The following is a 16,244-nucleotide window of genomic DNA, read 5'->3' as shown; positions in this document are numbered from 1 at the left end:
GAGCCGCCCAAATCATTCATAAGAGTTCCACAAGCATGTAGGACTTCCTACATTGAGTGATTTAAGTGGTTTTGAAAATGTCTTGTGAGTGAAAGTAAAGGGGCTATCTTGACCAAAACTCAAAATGAAACTTCGCCGCTCTCTTAATCTTTACGATTCCATCTCTCTTATGTTCAGCTCTATGGTGGGACCGGGAGTTTTTATCACTACGGGTTATATACTTACCCAAACTGCCAATCCGAATTGGGCACTTCTTTGTTGGATCTTAGGCGGACTCTTAGCCATCGCTGGTGCAATGAGTTATGCGAAATCGGCGAGTATCTTTCCGTATGCAGGAGGAGATTACGTTTATCTAAAGGAGGCCTACTCCCCTATCGTTGCATTTTCAAGCGGATGGCTCTCTTTGTCGGTGAATTTTTCGGCGTCTATCTCTCTTTCGGCGATCGCATTTTCTAAATCGTTTTTGACCTTATTCAATCCAAGTTGGGACATTTATTTCTTAGAGTCCAAGTTTTTAGGAATCACATTTTCCTTGGGTGTTGCCCAGATTATAGGGATTTCCACGATCTTATTTTTTACGATTGTGAATTTTTTCGGGATAGGACTCGCTTCTCGCATCCAGAATTTCTTTACTACCTTTAAAATTATAGGCCTGGTTGCATTTGTGACCTTAGGTTTTACTATAGGAAATTATAATATTCAAAATTTTGAATCCTTCTCTCTAATCCCTTCCGACCTGAATGGATGGAATCTTTTGCTTGCAGGAGCAATCCCAGTCACTTTTTCATATCTGGGCTGGAATATGATCACATACGTAGCAGAAGAAGTAAAAGATCCAGAAAAGAATATTTACAAAGCTGTGATCGTTTCTTGTATTCTAGTTACCTTTCTTTATGTTCTGATCAATTTTTTATATTTAAGCTCTGCTCCTATCCAATTTTTGGCGGGGGATGAGAAGATTGGCGTAACTGCTTCCGGATTTTTATTTGGAAGTGGTGTAAATATCCTGATCACTGCATTCATTTGCTGGGTATTTTTGGGAGGGATTTCTGCTTATATTATCGGCGGGTCCAGGATCTATTTTGCAATGGCAAGAGACGGATTTTTTTTCCCAAGCATGGCTAAATTACATACTAAATATCACAGCCCTTACAAATCTTTGATATTTCAGTTTTTGTATGCTTGCCTCTTTTGTTTTGTAAAAGAGATCGAATCACTTTTATATTTGATCACCTGTTCTACTCTTTTACTTGCAACCATCACTGCTTACACTCCTGTCATTTTCGAAAAAAGACATTTAAAAAATGAGTTCAAAATACCAGGTTATCCATATTCTACCTATTTATATATACTTTCTAATATTCTAATTATAGGAACCTTGCTTTATAATAAAAGTGCAGAAGCTCTTTGGGGTTTTGGTTTTACTCTGTTCTCCGTTCCATTGTATTATTATTTTAAACTTTCGAAAAAGTCTCATCCGATCTCAATGGATACTATTTCAGAACCTGCATTGGAAGCTGGCGGTTTAAGTTTGCTTCCGGAAAATGAACCTGTTCCTGTAGGCAGCGGAGATCCCGCTTAAGTTTCCAGCTTGGAACTTTCTCCTAAAAACAAGCTTAAGCTTCATAGATATTTAGGGGTCATTTCCCTAGGTTTTCTTTTCTCTCGCCCACTCATCATTCTATTCCAATTTCCTGATATTCAGAATTTTGAATATTTTTCCGCATATATAGGAAGGACAGGAGCTATCTTCGGAGTTCTGGCATTCATTAGTGGCGGCGGATTAGGCAAATATCTTGATGAAAAGAAATCAAGAGTTGCAGAGATCCACACAATCATAATGCTCGCAGGTCTGACTATGCAAGTTCCTGTTCTTGCAGAAGTGGAAATTCTTTTAATTCCAAACCTAATCTCTTATTTAGGTTGCGGGATGTTAATCTGGGGCTGGATCCTGGGCAGAAGAGTTTTTATAAATAGAAAAAGAATCCTTCCTTTTTGAGCGACCCGTAGGGAGCGAAAAAACCCGAAGGGTGACTGAGTAAAACGAAGTCAAATTTCAAATCAAACAGACTGCATTTAAATCATCAGAAACTTTGAGTGACCTTTCGAGCGATCCTTAGAGAGCGAGAAATCCGTTCGAAACAGTCCTACAAATTCGAAAGTATATTCTTCCGGAAAGAATATGCAAATTGGGAGATATCAGTCTCCTTCCAGCGATTCTTATCGTAGTTTATATTGATTGCCATTCTGTTTTCGTAAGTTGTCACAGTCGTAAAAACTGTTTGGGTCAAAGCTGGATGGACTGTAAAAGAAAGTTCTTTTACTTTTATTTCATCTGATGCCAAAACAGGGATAATTCCTACGTTACTCAACAAACTGGCTTGAGGATTTCGATTCATCAGCAATTGAAAAAGTTTTAGTCCATCTTCCTTTTCTAAAAATTGTTCAGAAGGGGGAAGAAGTTCGTAAAAGGCTCGACCTTCTCTTCTTCCGATACGAGCTCTTACATCATTCATGATCGTTTTTGCTTTTATATCAAAAGGATCTCTGATATTTACAGGAGTAGTGAATAGAGAAATATAAAGTCCTAATGCAGAATCAGGCACAGGATGACTCAAATGAGGTCTTAGATCGGCAGGAGTAGAAAGATATAATACTCCTTCTTGCCCTCTATCAAAAAAATCTGCAAATGCGGTTACTTGAGAAGCACCCAAGATCCCATGAAAGGAAATCTTTTTTTGTTTAGAAGTTTTTAAGAGAGCACTTACGTCTTCTTCTTCCAAATAAAAACTAATGATCTCAGGATCTTGTTCTTCTTTTTTGCGAGAGAACTGAGGAATGGGAAGAGGTTTTTCAGGTTTAGGTTCACCTTTATACAATTCTTCTGCTGGATATAATTCCATTAAGGAAGAATATTCTGAATCTTCTTCGATTTCGTCTGCTTCTCCCGTGCTTGCTCTAAGTACATCTAAAAGAAATCTACAACCTGATCTTCCGTCTCCAATACTATGATGAAAGATAACTCCGATCGCAAATTTAGAATTTCCGGAAGTATAAAATATAGTTCTGATTAAAGGAGAATCTCCCAATTCAAAAAGTCGGATAGTTTCCTTTGCTAATTTGGATTTCCAATCAGGAGAATAGAAATCTTTTTGGATCGGGATTTTTTTGTCAGAGGTTGCAAAGTATAAATGAGAATCTTGTCCTGCTTGTTTTAAGATCTGAACCTTAGCTAACGCATGTTTGTTTTGGATAAGGTCCAGAGCTTTACGTAAACTTTCTTCTGAAAAAGAACCTTCTCCTTCTGCCATTACGCAGAAGTTCATAGAGGAGGCGCGGTCATATAACCAGAAATTTGCCTCCGCCTGGTCTAAAGATCGTATGAATTGACCTTGGGGTCTTTCAGATTCTTTTAAATTTTGCATGCCATTTCCGACTTTAAAATACTAGGCCGGAATCGCAATACCATCCATTTCTTCTTTTTGGTAACGATTCGCCCTTGTCATACTTTCAAAGTCGTTAAAACGAATTCCATATTTTTTTAAGAATGGTTTTACTTTAGGCGCGACCGCTTGTCGCAGATAGAACGGCTGTGTTACCACAAAATGGTGGATCCCATGAGTGGCTCCAAAATTAAAACAGAACATATGTAAAGGTAATATCCACCAAGAATCCAGCACTTGGGTCTGTTGGTATAAACTCTTAACATCACCGTAATAATGCATATTAGAAGATACGATCTGTATAGCAGATTGTCTAAGCCAACAAGGGATCAGATATACTACCGCTGCAGTATTTAAGAAATTATGAATATAGGCAGCGGTTCCAGTTTCTTGTATAGGGCTTCCGAGTGACCAATTGATCAAAGAGATCATTCCCCAGATCAAGAATGAATACCAAAGAAGAAGATACACTAAACGATAAGGTCCCTTGATCGGCTTAGCTTTTATCTTTGCAAGATAGCGGATCGCATCTTTTCTGATCTTAGGACCTTGCAGAACAACTGCCATGATAGGATCTATCATCACAAGTATACGTCTAATACCCCAAGGCATTCCGTTGCTAATAAATCTTTCTTCTATGTCTTCTATGTTTCCGGAAAGTTTATGATGAAGAAGATGGATCTCTTTTCTGAACCAAGGATTGACTGTATTCGCACGGAACAACCAGACCATCCAAAATAGAAAATTCTGCATCTTAGGATTTTCTTTAAAATAAATACTGTGGATCAGGTCATGTTCCATCTCATGAAGAAAAGATGCGAAGATCCCGTTACCAATAATACAAGCCCAGAATGGAATGATATCCATTACATACAAACTTCCGAGCAGGATCATTCCTAAAGCGGATCCTATAGTGATCCCGAATCCGATCGCATTTTGGTATTTTAAAAAGGAGAAACGTTTTCTGAGTTTAGAATCCGAACGGCGGATCCATTTGATGATACGTTTTGTTTTTTCTTTTTCGGGAAATCGATCCGAAATGTTTTTTCGCTCAAGGGTCAGGGAACTCATATCCACTCCGATGTAACTGATAGGTGGAATTATATCAAGGATCTCAGATCCGTCGTTCCATTCTATAAACCGATACCGTAGAATCGGTTTCAATTGATAGGATGGGACCGATCTTTAAGAATTTTTCTCTCTATATTCAGACGGAGGAACTCCAACTTCTTTCTGAAACGCCCTATGGAAGGAAGTTTTACTCCTAAACCCAACTTCGTAGGCGATATCCAGAACAGAAGTATCCTTGTTTTTAGAAAGTAGCTCACAAGCCTCTCGGATCCTATACTCGTTAACGAATGCTGAAAAATTTTTGCCCATTTCTTGGTTGATCAATTCTGAAAGTTGGTGAGAAGAAAGTCCTAACTCATCCGCAAGACTTGCCAAACTCAAGTCCTCGTCTTTGTATAATTTTTCGACTTCCATCGCTTGAAGCAAATTTTCTCTGAGTGTAGCGAGATCCATTCCTTGTAGTAAGGAGCGGGAATATTTCTGAAAGGTGACTCTTGCGACCTCCTGCAAATTTTGGAAATAAGCAGGGTACCTTCTGCCAATCAAATAAGAAACACAGAGACTAAGTCCCATCATAGAAGCACTTACCAATAGAAAGAGCGGATTCTTATCTATCAGAAAAAATGCGCCGACGGAATGATTTGCAATTGTGGCAAGAATGATATAGAGAAGAACTCTTGCAGTCCATTCTTCTTTCAAAACATTCGGTTTAAATAATATTCTACTACCTGTCAATAAGCCGGCAATATAAGCTGCTAGCACAAGTAGAGGGGCTAAAAAAGCTAGATCAAATTCGCTTCTTGTTCCGGAAAATGTTCGAATACCTTCTCTGATAGTATCTGAATCCAGAACAAAACTTAAAAAATATAAAATCCAAATGATCCCTGGTAGAATGGAATGTTTGGGGCTTAAGCCTAATGTAGATTTTTCAAATTCTGAGTTCTGTATGATCTTGTGAATGCCGTATAGGATGGGACCTATGGAACCCAAAACAGGAATATGAAGAAGTACAATCCTTGGATAAGAAGAAGAAAGTCCAAATACGTAAAATAAACAGCTGCCTTGCAATAGCCCGAGACATACGAATAATAAAGAAAGCAAACGATTGAGAGCTGTTTTCCTTTCTAAAATATTCTGCCCAACGCATAATAATGCCCCGAGATAAGTTCCGAATATCGCGAAAGAAACTAAAATCCAGAAAGCCGGAGATTGAGAGACTTGTTCCGGAAATAAAATCGGAAGATTAGGCATCCAAGGCTTTATCTACTATCCTTGCAGGTTGTCAACCTTCTGTAGGACCTCCTATTTTAGTTGGGAAACGAAATCTGTTCTTTCCAAAAACCAAAGAAGTTTGACATCAAATTTAGAAAAACAAAAGACATAGGATCCAAATGGTAGACTATATGGTCTACCTGCCCCGGAGGATTTTATGAAATCGTATACTTATATCCAAATCGAAAAGAAAGGTCCTGTGTTCTGTATTGCACTCAATCGCCCCGATGCCAGGAACGCGATGAATACACAGATGATCATGGAGTTAAGTGATGCCCTTACTGTTTACGAAGATGATCCAAGTTCCAGATGCGCGGTTCTATATGCAAATGGTCTTCATTTCACTTTCGGTTTAGAATTGGAAGATGTTGCTAAATCGATTATCGAACAAGGCAGAAATTTTTTCCAAAAGGGAAATATCAATCCTTGGGATACTGGGGGAACAGGTAGAATTCGAAAAAAACCTTTGATCACTGCAGTCCACGGGTTTTGCCTAACTTTAGGAATTGAATTGATGTTAGCTTCCGACATTGCTCTCGCCGCAGAGAAAACAGTATTCGCTCAAATGGAAGTACAAAGAGGGATTTTGCCTTTTGGCGGAGCTACAATCCGATTCGTAAAAGCTTCAGGTTGGGGAAATGCAATGAAATATATCTTAACAGGAGACACTTTCGATGCTTCTGAAGGATATCGGATTGGAATTTTACAAGAAGTTCTGCCTAAAAAAGAATTATTAGCAAGAGCAATAGAACTTGCCGAAAAAATTTCCGCCCAAGCTCCAAAAGCAATAGATGCGGTTCTCGAAAATGCAAGAAAAGCAATCGAAGTTGGAGATCTGGAAGCAATTGATGATCTAGTACCTTTGGTGACTGATTGTTTAAAATCGGAAGACGGCCAAGAAGGTATCCGCTCCCTACTGGAAAAAAGAACTGCAGTTTTCAAAGGAAAATAGTATTTTAAATTTTTGGAATATAGAACTTCAGTTTAAATCCATATTTAGTTTGCATTCCTAACAAACGATATTCGGACGCAAGGAATTCTACTTGCCTTCATGTATGTTTCTTCGAGTTTAGCAGGATCCGAGGGATCATTAATGGATTTTAGCCTAAGTTCCGATGAACAAGAGTTCACAGAATCATTTCGTAATTTTTGCAAAAAGGAGATCAGTCCATTTGCGGAAGAAGCGGATAAAACAAAGGAACTTCCCAGATCTCATTATCTCAAGCTGGGAGAAGCTGGTTATTTAGGTCTTTTGCATGAAGAGGAATTCGGCGGACAAGGTGCCGGAGTTTTTTTAAGCACTTTAGCCATGGAGATTATTTCAGAATCTTGTGGTTCTACATTTTTCAGTGCAGGTGCTTCTGCAGGTTTATTCGGACTTCCTATTAAACATTTCGGAACACCAGAGCAAAAGAAAAAGTATCTGCCAAATATTATCTCAGGCAAAACGATCGGCTCCTTAGGCGTTACGGAACCTGATGGAGGTTCTGATGTTTCAGGACTTTCTTCACTTGCTAAAAAATCAGGAAAGGATCGTTATCTTCTCTCAGGCCAAAAAACTTTTATAACAAATGCACCTAATGCGGACTATTGTTTGGTTCTTGCAAGAACCCAAGACGAAACTGGAAAAGAAAAGGGACTCACTCATTTTATAGTAGATCTGAACTCCAAAGGTATCTCCAGGTCTGCTGCAATGGATAAGATGGGATTGAAAGCATCCCCTACTGGAGCATTATTCTTCGAAGATGTAGAAGTTCCGGAAGAAAATATTTTAGGTAAATTAGGAAAAGGTTTTAGACAAACAATGCAAACCTTCAACGCAGAAAGACTTTCTTTGGCGGCTTATTCCTTAGGAGTTATGAAGGCTTGTTTAGATGAATCTAAATCTTTCTCTGCTTCCCGCAAAAGTTTCGGCAAATCCATTTACCAACACCAGGGTGTTGCATTCATGCTCGCAGAAATTTATTCTAAGTATGAAGCAGCAAAATGGCTTACTTATAATACCGCTTGGGAAATGGAAAAAATGGAATCGGAAGGAAAACCAAGCATGAGTCTTTCCGGAAAATGCGCCGCATGTAAATTATTCGCAACTACTGCAGCAAGAGAAGTTACAAATCTTGCGGTACAAATACATGGGGGCGCAGGTTATATGGACGAATATAAAGTTTCTCGCCTATATAGAGACACACGCTTAGGAGAAATAGGTGGAGGAACAAGCGAGATCCAAAAATTGATCATCTCCGGAAGTATCATGAAAGAATAATATACCTGAATTAATGACCTTCTTCGGAAACTGAATGTAATCCGATCGGATCTAGGATTTCTATCCGATTTCGAGAGCTAGCGATTAATCCTTCCTGTTTCAAACTCCTGAGTTCCCGAACGATCACCTCTCTTACTGTTCCGATCGAATCGGCGAGATCCTGTTGGGAAAGATTCACCGATAGAAAAGGAGGATTTTCTCCGCTAATCGCGTTCAAGAGTAAGTGTCTAGCAAGTCTTTGTCTAACTCCCATAAAACTAACCCCGTACAATTCCCGAAGAGCCGCGTAGGCCCTTCTTGCACATTCTTCTGCAAATAACCAAGCAAGTTCGGCAGATTTTTTCCCATAGGATCTTAGATCTTCGAAGGACAATGCGAGCACTTCAGAATCGGTCAAGGACTGAACGAATGTCTCTTCCGGCTGCCCAGTTTTTTCTTCGGGTGTTAGAGCTCCTACAATTCCCATCATATCGCCCTGTCTAGTGTAACGAACCGTAGTTTGTCTTCCCGATTCTGCAAAAAGATACATCCTAAAAAATCCCGAGAGAACAAGCCCTGCATATTCAGGATCCCCCGGTTTTCTTTGAGCGATTTGTCCTGCTTTAAATTTTACTAAAACTCCTCTTTCAATCAGAGGTAGATAACTCTCTTTTTCCAAAGAAGAAAAGATACTTAACTCTAGAGCTTTGGAAACTTCCTTCGAAAATTTCATACATTTTTCTTACCGAATGGAACAAAAGTCCCAGAAGATCGGCCAAGTTCCATGTATCTTAAATCAGAATGAATCGGAAATCTTAAATTCCGAAATATAGAGGATTCAAATGCCAAACTATACTCGAAAAATCACTTTTGGGAGCCTTCTACTATTCTCCCTTTTAACCAGTAACGATTGTTTTTTAGGAGCTCCTATAAAGAAAACTGCTCAGGTTTGGAAGAGCGAATCAAAACAGGAGAAAAAGTTCAAGAATTGGGAAGAAGTTTTATCCAAACCCACCCGTTTAGAAGTCACAGCCTTTCTGACAGGTAATGTTTTTACAGGACCTTCTGTCTTGATAGATGCAGATAATCCGAAGACACCGGAAAAAGAAAAACGAGACCAATGGGTACCCGCCCTTAGTTACCTAATAAAACATCCGGAACAAGGATATTTCCTATTGGATTCTGGGGTACCCAACATCGATTCCGAGAATCGATGCGATTTCAGCCTAATCGGTCCATTATTCAATACGAAATGTCTCTCAGAGCCTGGGCGAGACACTGCAAGCCAACTAAATACATTAAATATTTCTAATGATAATTTAAATTTCGTTTTAGCATCTCATTTACACTGGGATCATATCGGCGGGATGAAAGCTCTCCGAAATAGGGGGCCGGTTCGCGTATTGATACATGAGGAAGAAGCCAAAGACGCGAGTAAAATATTCGCAGTTTTTCACGGATATTCCTCAGAAGCACTTTCCGTTGATTTCGATCTGTCAATTCTTCCTAAGGAGAATTTTTTCGAGATGCCTATTCTAGGTTCGGTTTACGATCTTTATGGTGACGGTTCTGTTTGGGTAATCTCCGCTAAAGGCCATACGGAAGGCGAAATTGCAGTCCTACTCAATGCGGCAAGCGGGCCCTTATTATTCACGTTCGATTCCTCCCACTTAAAAGGTGGATTCGATAACGAAGTCCCTCCTGGATTTACAGTGAACAAAGAGATGGGAACGGATATCATTCGTAGAATGAATTCCTTCGTAAAAAAGTTTCCAAAAACGAAAGTAATTTACGGGCATGAACCTTCTCAGTGGGGGGAAGCACCGGTCGTCAAATTGACGAAATAAAAATCATCTCCGTTTATTACAATAGATTAAGGAGAAGGAGTGATCTTGGCTTCTTCTCCTAATTTTTCTTCCAGATATTTATTGATCTCAGGATCGTTATCTTCTATCAATTGCCAGAAAGAAAATCCCCGGATCTTATATTTATCTAATATTTTCATCTTCTTTTCGAAAGCGCTTCTATTCATATAGAATGCTACACGATCACAGCCACCCATTCGATACCAAAGAGAAGGATCTGAATATACATGTCCTTGGTGTCTGTATAAATAAGGCCTGAGATAAGTCCAATCTGCCGCCTTTGGCTGTGTTTTAAAAATTTCTAATACGTCTGTTGGCTCTTCTTTCCTAGGGGCCATTTTATCCCGGATCCATTTTGCGCGCGAATAATAGACTGATTTTGTTTCTGCCTGACAATGTAATGCCCAATCATATCCATATGTTGGGATTGCCATATACAACTTTTCATTAGGAATACGAGCAACTGCATATTCTAAAATTTTATCGATCCACCAATCAGGAGCCTGGGGTCCAGGACCTGGAAAACCTTGCTTACGGGGATGCAGTTCATAGGCCATAATTTTGACCTTATCTGCAACCTTTCCCAAAAACTCATAATCGTGAGTTAATTGTCCTCTATAGGCTTCGTAAAAATCCACTTGGATAGGAGATTTTAACCCTTTACAAGGATATACGGAAGTTTTCTCTGCAACAGTCTTAGGGTGAATGGCTACTGATAAGATTTTTCCTTTTTTATGCAGTTCGTCACGAAGAAGTATTAGAAATTCCTGAAATACTTCTTTTTTCTCGCAGGTCATTCCTTCGTAGTCTATATCTATCCCATCGTATCCATAAGTATCTATCTCTTTAAGAATATTTTGGATATGAAGATCTCTAACTTTAGTATTTCCATTTAGACCGATCACATCCGAAACTTTTTCGAAATCATTTTCCCATCGAAAGATTGTGGGAATGATCAATGTACGAGGAGACATGAGCCTTAGCCAACGGATCCTTTCGTCTATTTCATCCTTCTTCCAAACGGAAAGTATACGTCCAGTATTGCTGCGACCTCCTTCCAGATTATACAAAAATGGATGGATCTCATCATAAAGATGGACATACTTCATCATCGCATAAAAATCTTGGGACCAGGTAGAAGCAAATAATCTGCCTTCTTTAGCTGTTGGATGTACAACCTTTTGGGATCCATTTGGCTGCTCCAAAAAGCATGCTCCCAAAACGGCAGAGAATGCTAAAATAAGAATAAGGAAAAATAGCTGATCAATAATACGTTTCAATGTTTCCGAAGTTTTAACAAATAGAAACAATGACAAGTAGTAAAACAAATCCAAAGAAACGATAGTTCTGAAGATGGAATACAAAAAAGATTTCAGTCCGTTACAACTCAATCTAGGAATCCAATATTCCGAGATCGCGCCTTGCACAGCACTCATCTCTTGTATCGCATATTACTGGGAATTCAGTTCCGAACTATCCACACCGAGCCAATACCAAGTCGTTCCAGATGCTTGCGTAGATCTAATCATGAATGTAAACTCGGATGATCCTATCTTAATTTCACTCTCCCCTATTTCCTTAGAAAGTTTTCCGATCCAGCCAGGAGATCGTTGGTTTGGAATACGATTTTTACCTTCTGGAATTCGCAGATTTTTTAAAATGGATTTAGGAGAGATCAAAGCTCAAACTTATCCTTTTTATGAAATATTTCCGACAGAAGCCAAAGAGTTAGAAGATAAATTAAGAATTTCTAATTCTTTTTTCAATCGTATCAAAACATGTGATCTTTATTTTTCGGAACTTTTAAAGAAGAAGTCCTTAGAAACTGACCAACGAATCCAAACTTCTCTGCACGAGATATATTCAGATTTTCAAAAGCCCACTGAAAAATTAGGATTTCAAATTTCTTCCAGGCATCTGAGAAGATTGTTTTCCGAAAATATAGGACTTTCTCCTAAGGAATTTGCAAAAGTTCTTAGGTTCCAAACTGCTCTCAGAAATTGGAAGGAAAACGGCCAGTTGGATATTGGAGAAGGTTTTTATGACCAGTCTCATTTTATTAAAGACTGGAAGAAATTTACCGGTCTCACACCTTCTTCTTTGCGTAAATTCCGCTAATACTTTGTCCGATTTTTACAATCCTTATCTTTGGTTTTAGGTTAAATTCAAATTCATAGGAGAAACTTATGAAATTAAATCCAGGAATCGTTACAAGTAAACTGAAAGAAACCAAAGAATTCTATGTAGGAAAATTAGGATTTCAGATCGTTTTTGAGAATGATTGGTACATTCTTCTTTCTACCCCAAGCGGAAAACATGAAATTTCATTTTTACTTCCGGATCTTCCAGGCCAAAATCCCGCCTTCCAAAAAGAATATTCTGGATTTGGAATGTATATCACGATTGAAACTGAAGATGTAGATCTTCTTTATTCTGAACTGAAAAAGAAAAACTTAACTATTCTTTTGGATCTAAAGGAAGAAGAATGGGGAGACAGACATTTTGCAGTTTCTGATCCGAATGGTATCGGTATAGATTTCGTGAAGTATACGGCGCCAGTAAGCGCTTAGATAGACATTCCGTTTTTCTTGAGAATGTCCAAGGCGGTTTGTCTTAAAATTGGATGGACCACAAAATCTTCCGGATCCGGAGCTTTTCTTTCGGGTTCGGGATTTTTGAACTTATCAGGTCCGAGCCATTGGGAAAGTGCCCATAACATTCTTTGGAAAATTTCGTCTATCCTTCTCTGATAGCCCGCCTTCTTATAATAACCATAGGCTAGGATCGGAAGTTTTTTCTCGAACATGAAATGGTCTCCTAAACGAATGAGCCCGTCCTTGTATTCCGTTTTCAGAAAACATTCCCTGGCCTTTCGGATATCACCTTCGTTGAAGGCCTGATTTCCCTGACGGATCAGTTCCATTCTTTCTTTAGGATCCATAGTTTTACTATCGTCAGCTTTTCCGATTTCGCAAGGCTTTTTACCTTCTTCTTCCCTTCTGAAATCGGAAACGAAACAAAAAATCTTGTATAGAAGCAGAGTTCCCCATCATTTGTCTTTGTATGAGTACTTTAAAAGCGGGCTCCAAGGCCCCTAGTTTTACGACCCTGAACCAAGACGGGGAAAAGGTCTCTCTCAAGGATCTGGCAGGAAAGAACGGTCTGGTATTATATTTTTATCCTAAGGACCAAACCCCTGGCTGCACTACTGAGGCCTGTGATTTTAGGGATAATTTCGCGAGACTTAAAAAAGAAGGCTATAATGTAGTCGGCGTCTCCAAAGATTCAGTTAAGTCCCACCAGAAATTTATAGAAAAACAAGAACTCAATTTTACTCTTCTCTCTGATGAAGACGGAAGTATCTGCGAGGCTTATGGAGTCTGGCAGTTGAAAAAGTTTATGGGAAGAGAATTTATGGGAATTCTCAGAACCACGTTCTTGATCGGAACAGATCTGAAAATTTTGAAAGTTTATCCGAAAGTTAGCGTGAAAGGTCACGTGGACGAAATACTCGGAGATATCAAGGCGTTGGACAAAAAATGAAGATAGAAAGATCAAAAATCAATTTTAGCATCGGGAAGAACACTTCCAAAAATATTTATAAAGTAATCCCTGTTACAAAAGACAATCTGCCTAAAGAATTAGAGACCAAATTTTCTGATCAGATCCGTTCAGGAATATTCACAGCAGAATCCGGCCAAAGTTTTATAGATGAGTCCGAAAAAATTATCTACCTTGGCCTTGGGAACTCCAACAAAGTTAGCATTCGCTCTGTAGCTCAGATTTTCTTGAGTATAGGAGAAAAACTTCGTAAATGGGATTCAGTTGGATTGGAGATCAAACTCACCAGATTTTTGACCAAAACTCTTTCCCCTTCTTCTTTGGTTTATCAGATCGCAAATTCAATCGATCTAGGTGCATTTCCAATCAATGTTCTTACAAAGGATTTTAAAGAGAAAAAACTAAAATTCGGAAATGTAAGTTTCGTATTAGAAGATCCTAATGCAGAAAAATCTGCTAAAGCAGGTTTGGATAAATCCAGAGCAGTCAGCAAATATGTGAATGGCGCCAGATATATCGCTCACCTTCCTGCGAATCATTTCACTCCAGAAGAATTTGTTTCTCGTTCCAAAGAGATCGCAAAAGAAGCAGGACTAAAGATCACTGTAATGGACGAACCCCAGCTTAAAAAAGAAAAGATGGGTGGAATTCTTGCAGTTTCCCAAGGTTCAGATAAAAAGCCTAAGATGATCGTTTTGGAATATAACCCACCTAAGGCAAAATCCAAAAAGAAATTAGCTCTGATCGGAAAGGGTCTCACATTCGATTCGGGCGGGATCAGTATCAAACCTGCACAAGACATGCACGAAATGAAATATGATATGTGCGGTGCTGCTGCAGTGATCCATGCGATCGGAGCGATCGCAGAATTAGGCATCTCAGTTCCAGTAATTGCTGCTATCGGAGTTGCGGAGAATATGCCGGATGCTGCCGCTTTGAAACCGGGAGACGTTTATACTGCTCATAATGGACTCACTGTAGAAGTCCAAAACACGGATGCAGAAGGCCGTCTTGTTTTAGGGGATGTTCTTTCTTACGTAGGAAAAAAATACAAACCGGACTACATGATAGATCTGGCCACTTTAACAGGAGCAATCATCATTTCTTTGGGCCATGAAGCTGCTGGAGTTATGAGTAATTCCGACAAACTACGTGGGCTTTTGGACGAGGCTTCTACTTCTTCCGACGAAAGAACCTGGAATCTACCTTTATGGGAAGAATATGGTGAAGACCTAAAAAGTGATATAGCGGATTTACGTAATATTGCAGGACGTCCTGGTGGAAGCCTTTCTGCTGCAAAATACCTGGAACGTTTTGTGGATCCAGGAATTGACTGGGCTCATATTGATATTGCAGGAACTGCTTGGAGAAAAAAAGCATCTGGGACCCAAATTGGGAACGGACCAAGTGGATATGGCGTAAGGCTGCTTGTAGACCTGGCCGAAAAATTAGAAAAAAACCGGGGAGTTTAATCCCCGGCAATCTTCGATTCACACCATAAGAAGACCGACCGGTTTTACCGTTCTGGGGTTATCAGTCTTCCTCTTCCATATTTATATTTCCGAATACCGCAAACGAAGGAACGGTATATTGTTTTAAGTAAGTAAAGTCTGATTGTTTCGTATATAGATTAGAATCATCTATCGAACCAGGCGGTAAAGAAGTATCATACAACGCTTGTGCTGCATGCATTTCAGTTCTGCTAGGTTCAAATACACTTCCAGTCAACATTGGGAACATCAGATCTTTAGGATCTTGTGAATGTTGTAATCCAAGACAATGCCCCACTTCATGAGCAACTGTCGCAATAATATATTCTTTTGCGTCGATATTGCTTCCTTCCATTCTCATTGCATCAGCAGTTGCTTTGATCCTATCTTTAAAGATAAAAATTACACTGTTTTGAATAGTGGTAGTTGCACTAATAGAACATGCGGCAAGATAAAAAGGATTAGAAGAGAATAGCTGACAATCTTTTATATTCTTCTGAGAGATACCTTCGACATGGCATTTTCCTGACTCGGTAAATGCGATTGTATTTCTCATTCTGTCTACTCTGGTTTTAGCAGGATAAACATCTATACCAAGGCCCCATTTTTGAGCCGCTGCTTTTGTAAGTTGTAGGCCGCCTTTCATCTCTTCTCCGTATGCGATCCAGAGAAGTTGTTTTTCTTCCCAAGTGAGATCACTAGAAGGATTTTCCATTTGGGCACATTGCGAAAATGCAATAAGGCATAGTACGGACAGAGCTAAAGATACCCTCATTATTTTTTCCCCAGAAAATACCCGATTTCAGAGTTTTTGTTTTTAGAAATCGAACTTAACGAAAACGGATTTAGCTTTTTGTAATGTATCTTTAAATTTTCTCTATCGCGGGATCGATCATCGCGAGGGAGTTTTTCTTTTTATTCAGGCTTGTTTGTTAAACAAATCCCCGGTTCTAAATATTATGACGAAGCAGTTACGAAAATTTGCATCAAATATTTTATTTTTCGAAAATTATATTAAATAAATCGAATGTTATATTAATTTCAGTTTGAGAATCGTTTTGAGAAGCGAACGCAAATAAAAATACATATTTTAGATTAGTAAATTTATTTCCAAACTTCTTCTAAACGTTCCGATCTATGTTTAGAAATTTTTTACACCGAAAGATTTACTCTTCTCTTGGAAATTTATTTCCAACTGTTTATAGTTGAGAAGGTCTCGCAATTAACTCAAATAATGATTTGAAGAAGAGCAAAAACTAGAGTGAAAGTATGAGTGCTATGTCTTTGGAAAGAAATTTCC

General features: G+C 38.9%; 16 protein-coding genes. 9 read left to right on the top strand and 7 right to left on the bottom strand.

All coding sequences use genetic code 11. From position 1 onward, the window contains the following. Positions 1 to 124: 124 nt before the first annotated feature. On the top strand, positions 125 to 1,582 hold the full coding sequence (locus tag EHQ52_RS12780) for an APC family permease (protein WP_135615515.1): 1,458 nt from the start codon (positions 125 to 127) through the stop codon (positions 1,580 to 1,582). 9 nt (positions 1,583 to 1,591) lie between these two features. Then, on the top strand, positions 1,592 to 1,999 hold the full coding sequence (locus EHQ52_RS12775; protein ID WP_135615514.1) for a hypothetical protein: 408 nt from the start codon (positions 1,592 to 1,594) through the stop codon (positions 1,997 to 1,999). A gap of 148 nt (positions 2,000 to 2,147) precedes the next feature. Here the strand turns inward: EHQ52_RS12775 and EHQ52_RS12770 are convergent, their stop codons facing one another. The 3 genes from EHQ52_RS12770 to EHQ52_RS12760 all read right to left on the bottom strand — a co-directional run bounded on the left by EHQ52_RS12770 (position 2,148) and on the right by EHQ52_RS12760 (position 5,765). Further along, positions 2,148 to 3,425: a condensation domain-containing protein gene (locus tag EHQ52_RS12770; RefSeq protein WP_135615513.1), complete on the bottom strand. Its 1,278-nt coding sequence runs from the start codon at positions 3,423 to 3,425 to the stop codon at positions 2,148 to 2,150. Positions 3,426 to 3,446: 21 nt separating this feature from the next. After that, the gene (locus tag EHQ52_RS12765; RefSeq protein ID WP_208653483.1) at positions 3,447 to 4,514 is read right to left on the bottom strand and encodes a fatty acid desaturase; all 1,068 of its coding nucleotides are present in this window, start codon (positions 4,512 to 4,514) and stop codon (positions 3,447 to 3,449) included. A gap of 114 nt (positions 4,515 to 4,628) precedes the next feature. Beyond that, positions 4,629 to 5,765 (bottom strand): helix-turn-helix domain-containing protein, encoded by a 1,137-nt coding sequence (locus tag EHQ52_RS12760; protein ID WP_135615511.1) that lies wholly within the window; start codon positions 5,763 to 5,765, stop codon positions 4,629 to 4,631. A 178-nt stretch (positions 5,766 to 5,943) separates the two neighbouring features. Here EHQ52_RS12760 and EHQ52_RS12755 point away from each other — a divergent pair, with 178 nt between their 5' ends. Beyond that, entirely contained in the window at positions 5,944 to 6,738 is a 795-nt protein-coding gene (locus EHQ52_RS12755; protein WP_135615510.1) for a crotonase/enoyl-CoA hydratase family protein, read from the top strand. A gap of 141 nt (positions 6,739 to 6,879) precedes the next feature. After that, entirely contained in the window at positions 6,880 to 8,049 is a 1,170-nt protein-coding gene (locus EHQ52_RS12750) for an acyl-CoA dehydrogenase family protein (RefSeq protein WP_135615509.1), read from the top strand. Positions 8,050 to 8,059: 10 nt separating this feature from the next. Here the strand turns inward: EHQ52_RS12750 and EHQ52_RS12745 are convergent, their stop codons facing one another. Then, positions 8,060 to 8,761 carry a Crp/Fnr family transcriptional regulator gene (locus tag EHQ52_RS12745; RefSeq protein ID WP_135615508.1) on the bottom strand — a complete coding sequence of 234 codons (702 nt, stop codon included), beginning with the start codon at positions 8,759 to 8,761 and terminating at the stop codon, positions 8,060 to 8,062. A 109-nt stretch (positions 8,762 to 8,870) separates the two neighbouring features. Between EHQ52_RS12745 and EHQ52_RS12740 the strand changes: the two genes are divergently transcribed. Beyond that, positions 8,871 to 9,875, top strand: coding sequence for an MBL fold metallo-hydrolase (locus tag EHQ52_RS12740; protein WP_135615507.1), 1,005 nt, complete (start codon positions 8,871 to 8,873; stop codon positions 9,873 to 9,875). 26 nt (positions 9,876 to 9,901) lie between these two features. Here the strand turns inward: EHQ52_RS12740 and EHQ52_RS12735 are convergent, their stop codons facing one another. After that, a complete protein-coding gene (locus EHQ52_RS12735) occupies positions 9,902 to 11,173 on the bottom strand; it encodes a glycosyl hydrolase family 18 protein (protein WP_208653482.1) in 1,272 nt (423 codons plus the stop codon). 73 nt (positions 11,174 to 11,246) lie between these two features. Between EHQ52_RS12735 and EHQ52_RS12730 the strand changes: the two genes are divergently transcribed. Next, on the top strand, positions 11,247 to 12,011 hold the full coding sequence (locus EHQ52_RS12730) for a helix-turn-helix domain-containing protein (protein WP_135615506.1): 765 nt from the start codon (positions 11,247 to 11,249) through the stop codon (positions 12,009 to 12,011). A 68-nt stretch (positions 12,012 to 12,079) separates the two neighbouring features. After that, positions 12,080 to 12,463 (top strand): VOC family protein, encoded by a 384-nt coding sequence (locus tag EHQ52_RS12725; protein ID WP_135615505.1) that lies wholly within the window; start codon positions 12,080 to 12,082, stop codon positions 12,461 to 12,463. On the opposite strand, the gene EHQ52_RS12720 is transcribed toward EHQ52_RS12725, so the two are convergent. Next, positions 12,460 to 12,834 carry a hypothetical protein gene (locus EHQ52_RS12720; protein ID WP_135615504.1) on the bottom strand — a complete coding sequence of 125 codons (375 nt, stop codon included), beginning with the start codon at positions 12,832 to 12,834 and terminating at the stop codon, positions 12,460 to 12,462. The two genes, EHQ52_RS12725 and EHQ52_RS12720, sit on opposite strands and share 4 nt — an antisense overlap. Before the next feature lie 122 nt (positions 12,835 to 12,956). Between EHQ52_RS12720 and bcp the strand changes: the two genes are divergently transcribed. Together bcp and EHQ52_RS12710 are read left to right on the top strand one after the other, a co-directional pair. Further along, positions 12,957 to 13,436 carry a thioredoxin-dependent thiol peroxidase gene (bcp, locus tag EHQ52_RS12715; protein WP_135615503.1) on the top strand — a complete coding sequence of 160 codons (480 nt, stop codon included), beginning with the start codon at positions 12,957 to 12,959 and terminating at the stop codon, positions 13,434 to 13,436. After that, complete coding sequence (locus EHQ52_RS12710; RefSeq protein ID WP_135615502.1) at positions 13,433 to 14,926, top strand: leucyl aminopeptidase; 1,494 nt, start codon at positions 13,433 to 13,435, stop codon at positions 14,924 to 14,926. Before bcp ends, EHQ52_RS12710 begins: the two co-directional genes overlap by 4 nt. Before the next feature lie 61 nt (positions 14,927 to 14,987). Here the strand turns inward: EHQ52_RS12710 and EHQ52_RS12705 are convergent, their stop codons facing one another. After that, positions 14,988 to 15,719, bottom strand: coding sequence for a matrixin family metalloprotease (locus EHQ52_RS12705; protein WP_244244860.1), 732 nt, complete (start codon positions 15,717 to 15,719; stop codon positions 14,988 to 14,990). Positions 15,720 to 16,244: the final 525 nt, after the last annotated feature.

The sequence above is a fragment of the Leptospira koniambonensis genome, from assembly GCF_004769555.1.
Taxonomy (GTDB): domain Bacteria; phylum Spirochaetota; class Leptospiria; order Leptospirales; family Leptospiraceae; genus Leptospira_B; species Leptospira_B koniambonensis.
The sequence above is the reverse complement of the archived record's forward strand: the minus strand, read 5'-3'. Positions and strand labels throughout refer to the sequence as shown.

Coding starts and splice junctions, on each gene's coding strand:
- EHQ52_RS12780 (WP_135615515.1), top strand. CDS start 125: ATGAAACTTCGCCGCTCTCTTAATCTTTACGATTCCATCTCTCTTATG.
- EHQ52_RS12770 (WP_135615513.1), bottom strand. CDS start 3,425: ATGCAAAATTTAAAAGAATCTGAAAGACCCCAAGGTCAATTCATACGA.
- EHQ52_RS12765 (WP_208653483.1), bottom strand. CDS start 4,514: ATGAGTTCCCTGACCCTTGAGCGAAAAAACATTTCGGATCGATTTCCC.
- EHQ52_RS12760 (WP_135615511.1), bottom strand. CDS start 5,765: ATGCCTAATCTTCCGATTTTATTTCCGGAACAAGTCTCTCAATCTCCG.
- EHQ52_RS12755 (WP_135615510.1), top strand. CDS start 5,944: ATGAAATCGTATACTTATATCCAAATCGAAAAGAAAGGTCCTGTGTTC.
- EHQ52_RS12750 (WP_135615509.1), top strand. CDS start 6,880: ATGGATTTTAGCCTAAGTTCCGATGAACAAGAGTTCACAGAATCATTT.
- EHQ52_RS12745 (WP_135615508.1), bottom strand. CDS start 8,761: ATGAAATTTTCGAAGGAAGTTTCCAAAGCTCTAGAGTTAAGTATCTTT.
- EHQ52_RS12740 (WP_135615507.1), top strand. CDS start 8,871: ATGCCAAACTATACTCGAAAAATCACTTTTGGGAGCCTTCTACTATTC.
- EHQ52_RS12730 (WP_135615506.1), top strand. CDS start 11,247: ATGGAATACAAAAAAGATTTCAGTCCGTTACAACTCAATCTAGGAATC.
- EHQ52_RS12725 (WP_135615505.1), top strand. CDS start 12,080: ATGAAATTAAATCCAGGAATCGTTACAAGTAAACTGAAAGAAACCAAA.
- EHQ52_RS12720 (WP_135615504.1), bottom strand. CDS start 12,834: ATGGATCCTAAAGAAAGAATGGAACTGATCCGTCAGGGAAATCAGGCC.
- bcp (WP_135615503.1), top strand. CDS start 12,957: ATGAGTACTTTAAAAGCGGGCTCCAAGGCCCCTAGTTTTACGACCCTG.
- EHQ52_RS12710 (WP_135615502.1), top strand. CDS start 13,433: ATGAAGATAGAAAGATCAAAAATCAATTTTAGCATCGGGAAGAACACT.
- EHQ52_RS12705 (WP_244244860.1), bottom strand. CDS start 15,719: ATGAGGGTATCTTTAGCTCTGTCCGTACTATGCCTTATTGCATTTTCG.